Genomic DNA, 15,512 nt, shown 5'->3' with positions numbered 1-15,512 from the left:
TGATCAGCTCTCGCCGCCCGCGCTGCCGGTGGTGCCGGCGGTCACGTCGTGCAGGCGGTACTTGTCGATCGCCTGCTGGACGAGCGCGCCGTCGACCTTGCCCTGGCGGGCGAGCTGCTGCAGCGTCCGCACGACGACCGAGGGGCCGTCGATGTGGAAGAAGCGGCGAGCGGCCGGACGGGTGTCCGAGAAACCGAAGCCGTCGGCACCGAGGGTGGCGTAGTCGGTCGGCACGAACGGACGGATCTGCTCCTGCACCAGGTGCATGAAGTCGCTCACGGCGACGACCGGTCCTTCGGTGCCGAGCAGACGCTCGGTGACGAACGGCGTGCGGGCCGGCTCGTTCGGGTTGAGGAACGCCTGCTGCTCGGCGGCCACACCGTCGCGGTACAGCTCACCCCAGCTCGTGACGCTCCACACGTCGGCCGACACGCCCCAGTCCTCGGCGAGGAGCTGCTGCGCCTCGAGGATCCACGGCACGGCGACACCGGACGCGAGCAGCTGGGCCTTCGGGCCGTCGTGCTCGCTCGGCTTGAGCAGGTACATGCCCTTGAGGATGCCCTCGACGTCGACGCCCTCGGGCTCGGCCGGCTGCACCAGCGGCTCGTTGTAGACCGTCAGGTAGTACATGACGTTCGGGTCGGCGTGCTTCGGCGAGCCGTCCTCGTTCGTGCCGTACATGCGGTCGAGGCCGGCCTTGACGATGTGGCCGATCTCGTAGCCGTACGCCGGGTCGTACGAGACGACGGCCGGGTTCGTCGTGGCGAGGAGCGGCGAGTGGCCGTCCGCGTGCTGCAGGCCTTCGCCCGTCAGCGTGGTGCGGCCGGCGGTCGCGCCGATCATGAAGCCACGGGTCATCTGGTCGCCGGCGGCCCAGATAGCGTCGCCGGTGCGCTGGAACCCGAACATCGAGTAGAAGACGTAGACCGGGATGAGCGGCTCGCCCTGCGTCGAGTACGAGGTACCGACCGCGGTGAACGCCGCCAGGGCGCCCGCCTCGTTGATGCCGACGTGGATGATCTGGCCCTGCGGGCTCTCCTTGTAGGCGAGGAGGAGTTCGCGGTCGACGGACGTGTAGTGCTGGCCGTTCGGGTTGTAGATCTTCGCCGACGGGAAGTAGGCGTCCATGCCGAACGTGCGTGCTTCGTCCGGGATGATCGGGACCACGCGGTCACCGAAGTCGGGCGAGCGCAGCAGGTCCTTCAGCAGGCGGGCGAACGCCATGGTGGTGGCGACCTCCTGCTTGCCGGAGCCCTTCTTCACGACCTGGTACTTCGAGTCGTCCGGCAGCGTGAACTGCGTGTACTTCGTGCGACGTTCCGGCACGTAGCCACCGAGCGCGCGACGGCGCTCGTGCATGTACTGGATCGCCTCGTCGTCGTTGCCCGGGTGGTAGTACGGCGGCGTGTAGGGGTTCTCTTCCAGCTGCGCGTCGGAGATCGGGATGCGCATCTCGTCGCGGAACTGCTTGAGGTTGTCGAGCGTGAGCTTCTTCATCTGGTGGGTCGCGTTGCGGCCCTCGAAGCTCGGGCCGAGGCCGTAGCCCTTGACCGTCTTCGCCAGGATGACGGTCGGCTGGCCCTTGTGCTCGGTCGCGGCCTTGAAGGCGGCGTAGACCTTGCGGTAGTCGTGGCCACCGCGCTTGAGGTTCCAGATCTGGTCGTCGGTGTAGTCCTGGACGAGCTCGAGCGCCTTCGGGTCGCGCCCGAAGAAGTTCTCGCGCACGTAGGCACCGTTCTCGGCCTTGTACGTCTGGTAGTCGCCGTCCGGCGTCTGGTTCATCAGGTTGAGGAGCGCGCCCTCGGTGTCGCGGGCGAGCAGGTCGTCCCACTCGCGGCCCCAGACGACCTTGATGACGTTCCAGCCCGCACCGCGGAAGAACGCCTCGAGCTCCTGGATGATCTTGCCGTTGCCACGGACCGGACCGTCGAGTCGCTGCAGGTTGCAGTTGATGACGAAGTTCAGGTTGTCGAGGCCGTCGTTCGCAGCGACCTGGAGCTGGCCGCGGGACTCGACCTCGTCCATCTCGCCGTCGCCCAGGAACGCCCAGACCTGCTGGTCCATGGCGTCCTTGATGCCGCGGTTCGACAGGTACTTGGCCTGCTGCGCCTGGTAGATCGCGTTGATCGGGCCGATGCCCATCGACACGGTCGGGAACTGCCAGAAGTGCGGCATGAGGCGCGGGTGCGGGTACGACGACAGGCCGCCGCCGGCGTGCGACTTCTCCTGCCGGAACCCGTCGAGCTGGTCCTCGGACAGGCGCCCTTCCATGTAGGCGCGGGCGTACATGCCGGGGGAGGCGTGGCCCTGGAAGAAGACCTGGTCGCCACCGGAGGGGTGGTCCTGCGCGCGGAAGAAGTGGTTGTAGCCGACCTCGTACATCGCGGCGCTCGACGCGTACGTCGAGATGTGCCCGCCGACCGCGATGCCCGGACGCTGCGCGCGGTGCACCGTGATGGCCGCGTTCCAGCGGATCCAGCGGCGGTACCGGCGCTCCAGCTCTTCGTCGCCGGGGAACTCCGGCTCGTTCTCCGGCGCGATGGTGTTCACGTAGTCCGTCGTCGGGACCATCGGCACACCGAGGTGCAGTTCCTTGGACCGCTTGAGCAGGCTCAGCATGATCTCGCGACCGCGCTGGTGTCCGTGGGTCTGGACCAGCCCGTCCAGGGACTCACGCCATTCGGCGGTCTCCTGCGGATCCTGGTCGTTCGCCCCGGTGCTGTACGGGTCCTGGTCGTTCACCGTCACCCTTGACCTCGTTCGTTCTCGTGGTGGTGGACATGGTGGCTCCGGTGGTCGGGTCGCGACCGGCTGGGGCCCCGTCCACTCTAGGCCCCAGGACCGACGCTGATGCTGATGGTGACGTGCAGGTGGACGGGTGCTTGCATTCGCGTGTCGTCGGCGTAGCATGGCCGATCGTGCACACGCGATCCGCGGTGCACGGACCCGACGGGCACACCCCACGCCCGAGGAAGAAGCACACGTAGCGATGGCACTGGAGATCGGCTCACTCGCGCCGGACTTCGAGCTCCCGAACCAGTTCGGTGAGCACGTCCGACTCAGCGACTTCCGCGGCAACCGCCCGGTCGCACTCGTCTTCTTCCCGCTGGCGTTCTCGTCGGGGTGCACGAACGAGCTCTGCACCCTGCAGGACAACATCACGATGTTCCAGGACCAGCGCATCGAGCTCCTCGGCATCTCGGTCGACTCGAAGGCGACGCTGCGGTCGTTCGCCGAGACGAACGGCTACGACTTCGAACTGCTCGCCGACTTCTGGCCGCACGGCGCGGTCTCGAAGGAGTACGGCGTGTTCCTCGAGCACAAGGGCTTCGCCACCCGCGCGACCTTCGTCATCGACGTGCAGGGCCGCATCAAGGCCTCGATCATCACCGAGCCCGGCCTGCAGCGCGACGTGGCCGAGTACAAGGCGGCCCTCGACCGGCTCGCCGCCTGCTCGGCACCCGTCCCCGTCGGCTAGCGTTCCGAATCCCTGCTGACGGACGCATCCGCGTCGACGGTCGGACAGGAGGCCCGGTGCACGCCATCGACACCGACCCGCGTGGTCGCGGGGTCGCCTCCGACGGCTACGCCCCGTACCCGGTGCGCGTCACGCCCGGCGCCTGGGGCCTGACCCGCACGGTCGTCGACACCCCGACCGGGCCAGTGGTGGTGCACCACCGCGTCGGCCCGGACCCGCTCCTGCTGCTGCACGGCATCGCCGGCTCCTGGTCGACGTGGACCCCGCTGCTGCGCGCCGCGGACGGCATCGGTGCCCGCGGACTGGTGCTCGTCGACCTGCCCGGCTGGGGGTCCTCGCCGGCCCCCGACGGTCCGCTCGGGCTCGACGCCGTCACGGCTGCCGTCACCGCGGTCCTCGGAGCACTGGACCTCGGTGCGGTCGACGTCGTCGGGCACTCCATGGGCGCGTTCGTCGGGTTGCACCTGGCCGTGGTGGCGCCCGAGCGGGTCCGGTCGCTCGCGCTGGTGTCCGGCACGACGGTCGCGACGGCCGGTGCGGCTCGGCACCCCGTCCGGGCGCTCGGCACCCTGCCGGCGTTCACCCTGCTGCGAGCCGGCCTGACGGTGACCGGTGGCGCCGCTCGTCCGCTGCTCCGGGGGATCGCCCGGAGCGGCCTGCTGCCACTCGTCGCGGCGCCGGTGTTCACGCACGTGCGACGCCTGGACCCGAGCGTCCTGGCAGCCTTCGTGGACGAGCTCCGGCCGGAGCAGTTCACCGAGGCGGCACGGTCGGCGGCGGCGTACGACGTCGACCGGTGGCGCGCGATCACCTGCCCGGTGACGGCGATCGCGGGCCGCGACGACGTGTTCGCTCGCGTCTCGGACCTGGCCGCACTGCGGGCGCTCGTGCCGCAGACCCGCACGGTGCTGCTGGAGGCGTGCGGGCACTTCGCCCACGTCGAGCGTCCCGACGCGGTCGCGCACGAGCTCGGGTTCGTCTGAGTTCCTGCACGCCGGCCTGCCGCACGGTCGGCAGCCGTCAGGCGGGCACGGGGAACGTCGCCGCGACGCGGGAGCGCACCTCGGCCTGCACCGCCTGCCGCATCACGGGCGAGAACAGCGAGTGGTCGCCGGCCTCGACCCGCACGACCGACAGGGCGCCACGGCGGCCGGTGCCGGTGTAGCGACGCACGGCCTTCTGCCCGCCGAGACGGTCGAACAGTGCGGCGTCGTCCGGGGCCACGATCACGACCACGTCGGTGCCGTGCTCGACGAGGGGGCGCACGTGCTCGACGACGCCGCCGACCCGGTCGCGTCGGGCGATGCGGTCGCGGAGGGCCTTCGGCACCAGGGCGTTGTAGCGGTGCCGGATCCAGAGCCGCGTCGGTGAGGGGGCGTCGATCGCGCGGACGGCGTCCTCGTAGCTCCCGGGGGCCGCGGGATGCCGCCGGTAGTCGTTCGGGCTGATCTCGACCACGAGGCGTGGGGCCTCCTCGGCCGAGCGGCCCGCGAGCCAGGCACCGGCGCACATGCCGACGAGCACCAGACGGTCCGAGGGTTCGCCGAGGGCGGTGACGACGGCGGACTGGTCCTCGACCCACTCCTGGGCGAACAGGAAGCTGCGCTCGTCCTCGTGCACGGCGCTGCTCTCGCCCGTGCCGCGGCGGTCGACGCGGACCACCCGAGCGCCGTCGCGTGCCAGGGCCCGAGCGAGTCCGACCTGGTAGTCGGTGGCGCCGACGCGGTGCTCCGCGGCGCCGTTGTGCAGGACGACGAGCGGGGCGTCGTGGTGCTGCGCGGACGACACGGTCTCGACGGCGAACAGCCGCTCGGGGCCCAGGCGGACGATCCGTTCCGAGACGCGGCCGTCCACGTCGAGGACCTCGTCGAGCTCGGGCGGGGCGACGGGTGCCGCAGCGGTGGGTGCCCAGGCACCGAGCCAGGCGACGGCGGTGTCGATGGCGGTGCCGGGGATCCGGGCGTGGATGCTCGTGCCGTCGAGCAGCTCCGGGCTGCCGGTGACCTCGGTCACCTCGACGCCACCGAGGGGCTTCGGCGCACGGGTACCCGGACGGACCAGGGCGACGGTCGGTCCGGTGCGCGGAGCGAACGCCAGGGCGGACAGTGCGGCGGCCTCGTCGGTGTCGACCTCGATGCCGATGAGGCTCTCGACACCGTCGACGACCCGATCGGCCCCGATGGTGATCGTCGCCAGGGCGCGCTGTCGGCGGAGCCAGCCTCTGCCGGACGCCGGGGCGTCCCAGACGAGCAGGCCGTCGGTCGCCTGGGCGGCAGCGGCGGCGACGAGTGCGGCGGACGCCAGCCCGACGAACGCGACGTCCCGGATGCCCGCCGACCGGAGCAGCGCAGCGGCGTGGCGCGCGGACCGGACCTGCGCGTCCGGTGTGGTGTCGGGTGCGCCGTCACCACGTCCGGACGGGTCGTAGCGCACCGAGGCGATGCCACGGGCCTCCAGGCGGTCGGCCAGCAGGCGGAGCGTGCGGTACGCGATGACGCCCTCCTGCCCGAGCGGCGGGCAGATCACGACACCGGCGCGCGCGGCGGCGGGGAGCTGGACCGCGGCGCGGATCGCCGGCGATCCGGACCAGCCGTGCAGCGTGGTCACAGTGCCAGGGCGGCGCGGGCGGACGCCGGCCAGGCGTCGAGGTCCGTGCCGTGGGCGGCGAACAGGGCGATGGTGATGCGTTCCAGGCCGAACGCGATGCAGGCGCTGTGCGCCACCTGCCCGTCCTCGGTGCGCAGGCCGAACGAGGTGCCGAAGTGGTCCTCGTGCAGGTTCGCGGAGCTGATCGCGGTGGCGTCGTGGTCGGCGCCGTAGACCTTCGTCACGAACTCGAACTTCAGGGCCTGCTCGACCTGGTTGCGGGCGAGCATCTGCCCGACGCGGCCGAAGAAGGGGTCGTTGGCGGGGACGACGTCGATCTCGAGCCCGAACGACTCGAGCAGGGCGCGCATCACCGGGATGCTGCCGTCGCGGTGAGCCGCTGCGGACGCGGGGGTGCCGACGTGCACGAACTCGTGCATGTGGAAGGCCTGCAGGCGCATCGGGTCGAGCGAGGGCTCCCGGCGGAAGGAGTCGCCCAGGACGTCAAGGAACCGGCCCTGCTGCGGCACGGTGTCGCCGATGAGGCCGTAGACGGGGTGGCAGACAGCGGGGGTGAGCATGAGGTCGGCCGGCTCGAGGAAGCCCTCCCAGCGCTCACCGCGCTCGCGGGCGGCGAGCAGCGCGCGGTGGGTGCGGTCGTCGCCGGTGAACCCGGAGATCGACGCGGCGAGGTCCGGGAACGACGCGATGTAGTCGGTGCGCTCGAAGGACGCGAGCGGCTCGACCGGCGGGAAACGCCAGACCTCGGCGCCGAGGTGCTGCTGGCTGCGGACCGCTGCGGCGTCGACCGCGGCGGAGACGCGCTCGAAGACCCCGGTGCGGCCGTAGAGGCCGGGCGTGCCGAGGTCGAGGAGCACGCCGTCGGTGAGCAGGCGGGCGCGGAGGGCGGCGCGGGCGGCGTCGAGCGCCGTGGCGGTGTCCGTGCCGGCGGTGTCCGCGGTGTCCGCGGTGTCCGCGGTGTCCGCGGTGGAGGCGTCGGTGGTGTGCGTGGTGGTGTCCGTGGTGGTCACAGGATCACTCCCGTCATGATGGCCAGGTCGGCGTCGTTCCCCAGGAGACGGTCGTTGCTCACCATGACGGCGGCACCGTGGGCGTCTCGGAGGTGGCGGGCGATGCTCATCGGACCCGATGCGGCGTAGCCGGCGATCCCGACGATGCGCAGCGCCTTCGTGACGATGTCGGTGACGCGCTCGGACGCACCGATCTTCAGGGCGTTCGCGGCGAGTGCGTACGCGCTCGAGGCCAGCACGTCCGGGTCGTCGGCGGCGGCGTCGAACCGTTCGGCGGCGTGGCGCACCGAGTCGGCCAGCGCCTGCAGGTCGACCAGGAGCTCGGCGAGCCGGAGGGCACCGGGCGGGGTCGTGCCGACGGATGCCCGGGCCTGCTTGCGGACGGCGCTGCGGGCACGTTCGGCGGACGACACGGCGATGCCGAGCCAGACCGAGGCCCACAGCACGTGCGACACCGGCAGGACGGTCTGGGCGGAGATCGCGGCGTAGTCGTCGCGGAACACCCGGTCGGTCGTCGTCTCGGTGTCGAGGATCCACCCGTTGCTGCAGGTGCCGCGGAGCCCCATGGTGTCCCAGGTCGACGTCTGCGACAGGACCATCGTGTCGGTGCGGCAGATGAGCAGTCGCTGGTCCGACGCCGGGGCGTCCGGGTCGCGGCGCGCGGTGACGAACACCGCGTCGGCCTCGGTGGCGTAGGAGATCACCGGCGCGTCCTTGCGCAGGCGGATCCGGCCGTCGTCGGTCGGCTCGATGGAGCAGGTGGAACGCCGGGCGTCGCCGCCGACGCCGCGCTCGGTCGTTGCCGACGCGACGAGTGCCCCGCCCCGGACGGCCTCGATGGTCTCGAGCACGCCGGCACCGTCGCCGCCGTGCCGCCAGAGCGCCATGACCTGGCCCTGGTGCATCGCGAACACCATGCCGGTCGCGGCACAGGTCCGGCCGAGTTCGGTCGCGATCGCCGAGAGCTCGGCCACGGAGGCACCCTCGCCACCGTGCTCGGTCGGCACCGCTGCCGCGAGCAGGCCGTACTCCCGCATCGCGGCGATGGCCTCACGCGGGGGCCGGGCGTCGCGGTCGACTTCGTCGGCGAACTGCGCGGCGACCTCGGCCACCGCGCTCGCACGCTCGGCGAACCGGTCGACGACCGACGGTGCCGGCAGGACCAGGGTCACGAGGTGAGCTCCACGGCGAGCTCCGCGGCGGCGGTGATCGACTCGACGCTGGCGAAGGTGGACCGGTTGAGCACGGAGTCGGGGAACTCGACGTCGAGCTCGGACTCCACCGCGAGCATCACGTTGACGGTCGCGTGCGAGGTCAGGCCGAGGACGTAGAGGTCGGCGATCGACGCGACGTCCCACGCGTCGACCGTCAGCCGGCCGTGCTCGGCGAGGGCGCGGCGGACGGCCTGGTCGGTGGCCGGTCCGGCGATCGTCGCGGTGGCGCTGGAGGGGTTCGGGTCCTGTTCCATGACGGCAACCATAAAGAGGAACAGCCCTCGGGAAACCGCCGTGCGGATGCGGGAAACCGCACCCCTGTCACGCGCCCCGGGTCACCGCTCGGAAAGGGCCACCGCCGTCGCCACCGCAAGCCCCCGTTCGTGCGCCAGCGAGATCGCGATCGGGCCGCACCCGATCGACTCCGCCAGCGCTGCCGCCGCCCCGGAGAGCTCGACCGTGGGGGCGCTGGCGGCGTCGAGCACGACGGCGACGTCACGCAGCGGGATCGCCTGGTCCGGGGCCGGCCGGAGCAGCTTCACCACGGCCTCCTTGCCGGCGAACCGAGCCGCCAGGCGCTCCGGGTCGTCACCGGTGTCGGCGCGCTCCCGGACGGTGAACACGCGGTCCAGGTACCGCTCGCCGTGGGCCGCGACGGCGTCGACGACGTCCTCGACCGCGGCGAGGTCGGTCCCGGTCCGGATGGTCTGCACGAGGAGCAGGGTACGCAGGAGTCCTCCACCGTGCATGCCCCGACGGGCATGGCGGACGGCAGGGGTTCGTATGATCGTCGCCAGGGACCACCGAGGGGGAACGATGGCATCACCGTGGACGGGCATCATCGAGGACGCGCGGCACTACCCGTCGCCGCACAACTCGCAACCGATCGTCGTGCGCGTCGAGGACGACCACACCGCGACCGTGTTCTACGACCTGCAACGGGGGCTGCCGGCGGAATCGTTCGGCATCCCGTTCGGGCACGTCTGCGCCGGGGTGTTCCTGGCCGGGCTCGACGTGGTGGCACGGGCGCACGGGTTCACCGTGCAGGAACAGCTCGACCACGCCGAGATGGACTTCGGTCGGCTCGGCGCTGGTGCCGAGGACCACCTGCACCGGCTGGGCACCGTGACGTTGCGTCCGCACGTGGTCACCGCCGACGACCGGGAGGCCCTGGCCGGCTTCCTCGCCCGGCGCACCTCACGCAGGCCCTACGACTCGACCCTGGTGGACGCCACCGCGATCGAGGCCGCAGCCGCCATCGCCTCGGCGGCCGGGCAACGCTTCCGCACCACCGACGACCGTGCCACCGTCGACGAGATCGTCCGCGTCAACCAGGAGACCCTGTTCGACGACCTGCAGCACGACGCCGTGCACGACGAGATCCTGCACTGGCTGCGGTTCTCGAAGCGACAGGCAGCGGCCACCGGCGACGGACTGTCCGCCGAGACGATGCTCATGGCCGGCCCGGTGCTCCGGTTCGCCATGGAGCACCGCGGACTCTGGCAGGCACCGGGCATCGGCGGGGTCTTCCGCAGGGTGTACCTGTCCACCATGCGGGGCGTCCGACAGCTCGCCTGGCTCGAAGGACCGTTCAGCACCCCGGCCGAGTACGTCGAGGCCGGCCGGGTCTTCATGCGCATCTGGCTCGAGTTCTCCGCACGCGGCATCGCGATGCACCCCTTCGGCACCGTGATCACCAACCCGCGGTCACACGCCGCGTTCGTGGAACGCGCGGGCGTCGACGAGTCCGACGGGCGGATGGCCTGGATGCTGTTCCGCTTCGGACACAGCGACCCACCACCCCTGGCACACCGCCGCCCCGCAGCAGCGATGACCGTCGGGGGGACCCGGTGAAGCGCGCAGCGGTGTTCACGGTGGTGTGGGTGGTCGAGACCTTCGTCGCACTGTTCATGCCCCGCGTCGGCACCCACAAGCTCCTGCTCACGCCCGGCATCGAGCCGCTCCGCTGGACCCTCGGACGCTGGCGCGCCTGGCGGACCGCCGAACGGGCCGCCAAGCGGGTCCCCGCCTACCGCGCGTTCCTGGCGGAGTCCGGACGCGCCTCCAGGCTCGACACCCGCGGCGGGATCGCCGCGGCGATCTCCGGACTGCCCGAGATGGACAAGGACTCCTACGTCAAGCGCTGGAGCATCCCCGAACGCTGCATCGACGGACGCCTGCCCCGACGCGGCGTCGTCGTCGACGAGTCCAGCGGATCGAGCGGCACCCCGACCAGCTGGGTGCGCGGCCCCGACGAACGCCAGGCCACCCGACAGCTGCTGCAGCTCGGGTTCTCCCGCACCGCCAAGGACCTGTCGAAGCAGCCGTTCGTGCTCAACGCCTTCTCGCTCGGCGCCTGGGCCACCGGGATGAACGTCACCGCCTCGCTCACCGAGTCCTCCATGATCAAGTCGATCGGCCCGGACCGCGACAAGATCGTGCAGACGATGCGCGAGTTCGGCACCGACTTCACCTACATCATCTGCAGCTACCCACCGTTCCTGAAGGCCCTGTTCGAGGACGACCGGCTCGACTGGAGCCAGTACACGATCGTCGCCGCGTTCGGGGGCGAGGGCATCAGCGAGAACATGCGCGCCCACATCGAGCAGTACGCGCAGGCCGTCCTCGGCTCCTACGGGGCGAGCGACCTCGAGATCAACCTCGGCATCGAGACGCCCTTCAGCGTGCAGCTGCGCCGAGCCATCGCCGCGTCACCGGAACTCTCCGCAGCCCTGACCAAGCAGGGCGAGTACGGGGTGCTCCCGATGGTGTTCCAGTTCAACCCGTTCGGCTACCTGATCGAGACGAACGACCTCGGCGAACTCGTGGTGACGATCGCCCGCTCCGAGAACATCAGCCCCCGCATCCGCTACAACATCCACGACCGCGGACACGTGGTGCGGATGAAGGAACTGCGGTCCGTGCTGCGAGCGACCGGACACGCGGCGCTCGCCGCCGAGGCCGAGCTCGACCTGCCGCTGCTGTTCCACTACGGCCGGTCCGACCTGTCCGTCGACTACAACGGGGCCGTCGTCGCGCCCGACGTGGTGCGGGACGTCGTGTACGGCGACCCGGAGCTGCTCGAAGCCGTCGAGAACCACCGGCTGATCAGCTACGAGGACGACCACGGGGACCGGCAGCTGCACATCGCGTTCCAGCTCGCCTCGGGCGCCGGTGGGTTCGACGCCGATGCCGCTCGCGGCGCCGTGATCGCTGAGCTCCGCCGGTTGAACAAGGACTTCTCGAACGCGATCCGCACGGCCCCGCCCGGCACACTGCCGACGGTCGCGTTCTACCCGTACCGGACGGGGCCGTTCCGTGAGGACGGCAAGAAGCTCAAGAACGAGTACGTGTGGCAGCTGCCGGCCGGCTCGGTCGAGCAGTGGGACCTCGACCTGTCGTGGGTCGCTGCGAAGGAGGCCTGAAGCGAGCCGGTTCCGGCGCTAGTCGTACTGCGGCGGCCAGTCGAAGGGAGCCGGCAGGCGGGGGACCTCGCCCACGGTCGTGACGATGAGGACGATCTGCCGCAGGTCCGTCAGCTCGATCGAGCGCGGGTTGCCGATCCGTCGGTGCCCGTCGACCCACACGGTCAGTTCGCCGCGCAGGCCACCGACGTGCTCCGGGCCGAGCGAGACACCCCACTCGTCGAAGAACTGCCCGAGCGTGAACGTCTGCTTCGTCGGGGACTCGACGTGCACGATGCCCGAGGTGTCGTGCGTGTGGATCTCGGCGGCGAACTCGCGGTCGTCGGAGTGACCGATGTTCGCCGGGACGGTCACCGGTTCGTCGCCGTCCAGGATCGTCAGGTGCGAGTGCACGTGCTCGGCCAGCCGTTCGCCCCAGACGTTGTGCAGCCCGGCGGACTCCGCGCGGGCCGTCAGGTCCGTCGGGCGTGGCCACGGCGGAGCGTCACGGGTGGTCACCGCTCCGGGCGCCGCGCACCCGGACAGCAGCAGGAGTGCGGCCACCGCGACCGCGACGCTCCGCAGGTTCACCAGCGGTCGTGGACGCTCGCGCGGAACCACGTGTCGTACAGGTCGCGGACGGTGGCGTCGAGTCCCTCGATCGGCGGCAGGTCGCCTGCAGCGGCGTTCGAACGCGCCTGCTCCGGGTTGCGCGCGCCCGGGATCGCCGCCGTCACGCCGTCCTGCGCGATGATCCACGCGAGCGCTGCCTGCGGGACGGAGACGGCGTCCGGCAGGGACGCCGCGAAGGTCTGGGCGGCGCGCACGCCGTCGTCGTAGTCGACGCCGCTGAAGGTCTCGCCCTGGTCGAAGGCCTCGCCGTGGCGGTTGTAGTTGCGGTGGTCGCCCTCGGCGAACGACGTGTCGGTCGTGTACTTGCCGGAGAGCAGCCCCGAGGCCAACGGGACGCGCGCGAGGATGCCGACCCCTGCCTCCAGAGCGGCCGGCAGCACGCGGTCGAGCGGCTTGAGCCGGAACGCGTTGAGGATGATCTGGACGCTCGCGACGCCGGGCCGGGCGATCGCGGTGAGCGCCTGGTCGGCGGTCTCGACGCTGACGCCGTAGGCGGCGACCGAGCCGTCGGCGACCAGGGCGTCGAGGGCGTCGTAGACGGCGTCGTCCGCGTAGACCGGGGTCGGCGGGCAGTGCAGCTGCACGAGGTCGAGCGTGTCCTGACCGAGGTTCCGGCGGGAGCGGTCGACCCACTCGCGGAAGTTCGCGGCGACGTAGTTCTCGGGGACCTGGTCGGCGCGACGGCCCATCTTCGTGGTGATCGTCAGCGGCACGTCGGGGTTCGCGGCGCGCCACGCGCCGATGAGCTGCTCGCTCCGGCCGTCACCGTAGACGTCGGCGGTGTCGAACAGGGTGACGCCGGACTCGACGGAGGCGTCCATGACGGCGTTCGCGTCGGCTTCGGAGACCGGACCCCAGTCACCGCCGAACTGCCAGGTGCCGAGGCCGATGGGGGAGACGGAGCGGCCGGTGCGGCCGAGGGTGCGACTCTGCATGGGTCCGAGCGTAGTCAGGCGCGCACGAGCGGGGTTCAGCCGAGCGGGGTTCAGCCGAGCGGGGTTCAGCCGATCGTGGAGACGCCGCGACGCAGGAGCGCTCGCGCTGCCCGGGCACGGGGGATGACCCAGACGGCCGCCCACAGGGCCATCGCGCTCCAGAGCACGATGAGCATCGTCGTGATGAGCGTGCCGTGCTGGTCGCGCATCGACCACGTCATCGCGATCCACAGCACGCCGAGGACGACCTTGCCCCAGCCGGCGCCTTCGCGGTCGGCCTGGGCCTGCACGAGCGGGATCCACTGGTCTGCCGGCACCCCGGCGGGCACCTGGCCGTCGGCGATCCACTCGCGGACGACGATCGACCGTTCGTAGCCGCCCTCGGCGCGCCAGGCTCGGCGCTGCAGGACGACGGCGATCGCGGCTCCGGCCGCCGCGGTCGGGATGCCGACCGAGACCAGGACGGTGGTCGTCGCCTCGGTCCACGACGACAGGACCAGCATGACCAGCACGACGGCGAAGGCGGCACCCGTCACACCTGCACCGAGCAGGCGGAGCCGCCCGGCTTCGTCGAGCACACCGACTCCGACACCGTTCACGCAGGAGAGCGTACCTGCGGACATCGGGGGCCGGGTGCGTTCGTCAGCCCAGTGCCAGCAACCAGCACATGCCGGCGGCGGAGAAGGCCATCGCCCAGCTCACCAGGCTGCCGATCAGGAAGTACTCGGCCTGGTACCCGGTCGTCTCGCGGCGGATCTCGGGGAACCGGACGATCCCCTTCGCGGCGATCAGGGCGGCGACGACGGGGAAGGCGCCGGCCAACGAGAACCCGGCCAGCAGCAGCCGCTCGATCGGGCCGATCATGCGTCCGCCCTTGAGGGTGACCGTGCTGTCCGCGGCTGCGGCTGCGGCTGCGTCGGCCGCGGGTGCCTTGGCGGTGCGGCGCCAGCCGAAGCGCTTGCGGCGGGTCTGCTCGGCCGCTGCCGCCGCGTCGGGCCGTGCGTCGGACGACAGCCCCGGTGGCAGCGCCTGGGCGACGACCACGTTGGCCGAGTCGACCAGGAACAGCGCCGAGCCGACGCCGGCGACGATCGCTGCGAGCGGGACGGCTCCGACGAACGTCGGGCCGGCGTCGCGGTGCCAGTCGGCCACGAAGCCGGGCGCGTCCGGGCCCGGCGCCCAGAGCAGCAGCACGGCGACGGCGACCGCGAGCAAGACGGCCGGCCAGGACCCCGAGCGGCGGAGCCAGGGGAGTGGTCGATCCCGACCGCCGGGGGTTCCGCCGGAGCGCACCGGGATCGTGGTCGCGACCCACAGGGCTGCGAGGACGACCGTGACGAGCGCCGACCAGACGGCGAGGCCGAGGCCGAGCACCGCCGTCGTCGTCACGGCGGCCCAGAGCAGGACGATCACGGTGGTGGTCAGCACGCGCCGTGGTGCCGCGTCCGTCCCGGTCCGTGCTCGGACGACGTCGGCCAGCCCGACGAGGGCGAGGAGGACACCGGCGAGCATCAGCGGCCCCCGTCCCCGAGGACGCGGAGGCCCTCGACCACGGCTGCCACGCCCGACTTCTGCACGGTCTGGGACACCGCCGACGGGCTGATCCCCTCGTCCGCGGCGATCTGCGCCTGCGTCCGGCCCTGCACGAGCCCGAGTGCGATCCGGCGGGCGCGGGGTGCGAGCCGCGAGACGACGTGGTCGCGACCGAGGAAGTAGGCGTTCACGAGGCGCTCCGTCGTTCCGTGGCGGTCGTCCGCGTCGTGGTACCAGGACCGGAGGAACGCGGTCCGGCCGTCCTCGCGGCGGTGGGTCTCGTTGATGGCGTCCCGCGCCGACCACCAGCCGGGGCCGTCCTGCAGGGGGCCGCCGCCGCCGGTACCGATCGTCCGGACCTGTCCGCGGCCGATGCCGAGCCGGATCTGCACCGTCTGGGGGAGCGCGAGGGTCGCTGCCGTGGTCGCGAGCAGCGCGTCGGTGAGCGTGCCGTAGATGACCTGGAACTCGTCGCCGACGGTGGCGCGCAGGGGATCGAGGGCGGTGACGTCAGCGGTACTGTCGAACGCGCGCTCGACGTCGTGCTGGGCTGCGGAGCGGTCCGCGAGCGTGCGGGAGTCGACCAGGTCGACGATCACGGCGAACACGGGCTCGGGCTGCATGGGTTAAGCGTAGAGCTTCATATCGTTGAAAGTAAGGTTTGGGCTAAACCATTCGGGTCGGTTGCTCGTGCACCG

The 15,512-nt window shown here is 71.7% G+C and carries 15 protein-coding genes; 4 read left to right on the top strand and 11 right to left on the bottom strand.

The annotated features are described in order from the left end of the window. Nucleotides 1–3: 3 nt before the first annotated feature. Nucleotides 4–2,748 (bottom strand): pyruvate dehydrogenase (acetyl-transferring), homodimeric type, encoded by a 2,745-nt coding sequence (gene aceE / locus BOSE127_RS05155; protein ID WP_017886714.1) that lies wholly within the window; start codon nt 2,746–2,748, stop codon nt 4–6. Nucleotides 2,749–2,989: 241 nt separating this feature from the next. Here aceE and BOSE127_RS05150 point away from each other — a divergent pair, with 241 nt between their 5' ends. Continuing rightward, nucleotides 2,990–3,478, top strand: coding sequence for a peroxiredoxin (locus tag BOSE127_RS05150; RefSeq protein ID WP_017886715.1), 489 nt, complete (start codon nt 2,990–2,992; stop codon nt 3,476–3,478). 56 nt (nt 3,479–3,534) lie between these two features. Then, nucleotides 3,535–4,461 (top strand): alpha/beta fold hydrolase, encoded by a 927-nt coding sequence (locus BOSE127_RS05145; RefSeq protein ID WP_159556446.1) that lies wholly within the window; start codon nt 3,535–3,537, stop codon nt 4,459–4,461. 37 nt (nt 4,462–4,498) lie between these two features. Here BOSE127_RS05145 and BOSE127_RS05140 read toward each other — a convergent pair whose 3' ends face one another. The 5 genes from BOSE127_RS05140 to BOSE127_RS05120 form a co-directional block, all read right to left on the bottom strand. Beyond that, on the bottom strand, nt 4,499–6,085 hold the full coding sequence (locus tag BOSE127_RS05140; RefSeq protein ID WP_159556444.1) for an alpha/beta fold hydrolase: 1,587 nt from the start codon (nt 6,083–6,085) through the stop codon (nt 4,499–4,501). Then, nucleotides 6,082–7,095, bottom strand: coding sequence for an amino acid--[acyl-carrier-protein] ligase (locus BOSE127_RS05135; protein ID WP_159556442.1), 1,014 nt, complete (start codon nt 7,093–7,095; stop codon nt 6,082–6,084). Before BOSE127_RS05135 ends, BOSE127_RS05140 begins: the two co-directional genes overlap by 4 nt. Continuing rightward, the gene (locus tag BOSE127_RS05130) at nt 7,092–8,267 is read right to left on the bottom strand and encodes an acyl-CoA dehydrogenase family protein (RefSeq protein ID WP_159556440.1); all 1,176 of its coding nucleotides are present in this window, start codon (nt 8,265–8,267) and stop codon (nt 7,092–7,094) included. Before BOSE127_RS05130 ends, BOSE127_RS05135 begins: the two co-directional genes overlap by 4 nt. Then, nucleotides 8,264–8,563, bottom strand: a complete 300-nt coding sequence (locus BOSE127_RS05125; protein ID WP_159556438.1) for an acyl carrier protein — start codon at nt 8,561–8,563, stop codon at nt 8,264–8,266. The genes BOSE127_RS05130 and BOSE127_RS05125 overlap by 4 nt, the downstream gene beginning before the upstream one ends. Before the next feature lie 81 nt (nt 8,564–8,644). After that, nucleotides 8,645–9,022: a holo-ACP synthase gene (locus BOSE127_RS05120; RefSeq protein ID WP_159556436.1), complete on the bottom strand. Its 378-nt coding sequence runs from the start codon at nt 9,020–9,022 to the stop codon at nt 8,645–8,647. 103 nt (nt 9,023–9,125) lie between these two features. Between BOSE127_RS05120 and BOSE127_RS05115 the strand changes: the two genes are divergently transcribed. Both BOSE127_RS05115 and BOSE127_RS05110 read left to right on the top strand, forming a co-directional pair. Beyond that, a complete protein-coding gene (locus tag BOSE127_RS05115; RefSeq protein WP_159556434.1) occupies nt 9,126–10,163 on the top strand; it encodes a hypothetical protein in 1,038 nt (345 codons plus the stop codon). Next, nucleotides 10,160–11,734: a phenylacetate--CoA ligase family protein gene (locus BOSE127_RS05110; RefSeq protein WP_236559504.1), complete on the top strand. Its 1,575-nt coding sequence runs from the start codon at nt 10,160–10,162 to the stop codon at nt 11,732–11,734. The genes BOSE127_RS05115 and BOSE127_RS05110 overlap by 4 nt, the downstream gene beginning before the upstream one ends. A gap of 18 nt (nt 11,735–11,752) precedes the next feature. On the opposite strand, the gene BOSE127_RS05105 is transcribed toward BOSE127_RS05110, so the two are convergent. The 5 genes from BOSE127_RS05105 to BOSE127_RS05085 form a co-directional block, all read right to left on the bottom strand. After that, the gene (locus BOSE127_RS05105; protein ID WP_056068331.1) at nt 11,753–12,304 is read right to left on the bottom strand and encodes a hypothetical protein; all 552 of its coding nucleotides are present in this window, start codon (nt 12,302–12,304) and stop codon (nt 11,753–11,755) included. Further along, nucleotides 12,301–13,281, bottom strand: a complete 981-nt coding sequence (locus tag BOSE127_RS05100; RefSeq protein WP_071251443.1) for an aldo/keto reductase — start codon at nt 13,279–13,281, stop codon at nt 12,301–12,303. The genes BOSE127_RS05105 and BOSE127_RS05100 overlap by 4 nt, the downstream gene beginning before the upstream one ends. A 65-nt stretch (nt 13,282–13,346) precedes the next feature. Continuing rightward, nucleotides 13,347–13,880, bottom strand: a complete 534-nt coding sequence (locus BOSE127_RS05095; RefSeq protein WP_071251445.1) for a hypothetical protein — start codon at nt 13,878–13,880, stop codon at nt 13,347–13,349. 43 nt (nt 13,881–13,923) lie between these two features. Next, entirely contained in the window at nt 13,924–14,793 is an 870-nt protein-coding gene (locus BOSE127_RS05090) for a hypothetical protein (RefSeq protein ID WP_159556432.1), read from the bottom strand. Continuing rightward, complete coding sequence (locus BOSE127_RS05085) at nt 14,793–15,437, bottom strand: SatD family protein (RefSeq protein ID WP_159556430.1); 645 nt, start codon at nt 15,435–15,437, stop codon at nt 14,793–14,795. Before BOSE127_RS05085 ends, BOSE127_RS05090 begins: the two co-directional genes overlap by 1 nt. Nucleotides 15,438–15,512 lie beyond the last annotated feature (75 nt).

It is taken from the genome of Curtobacterium sp. 8I-2 (assembly GCF_902506155.1).
Taxonomy (GTDB): domain Bacteria; phylum Actinomycetota; class Actinomycetes; order Actinomycetales; family Microbacteriaceae; genus Curtobacterium; species Curtobacterium poinsettiae.
This window is presented reverse-complemented; position numbering and strand designations above follow the sequence as displayed.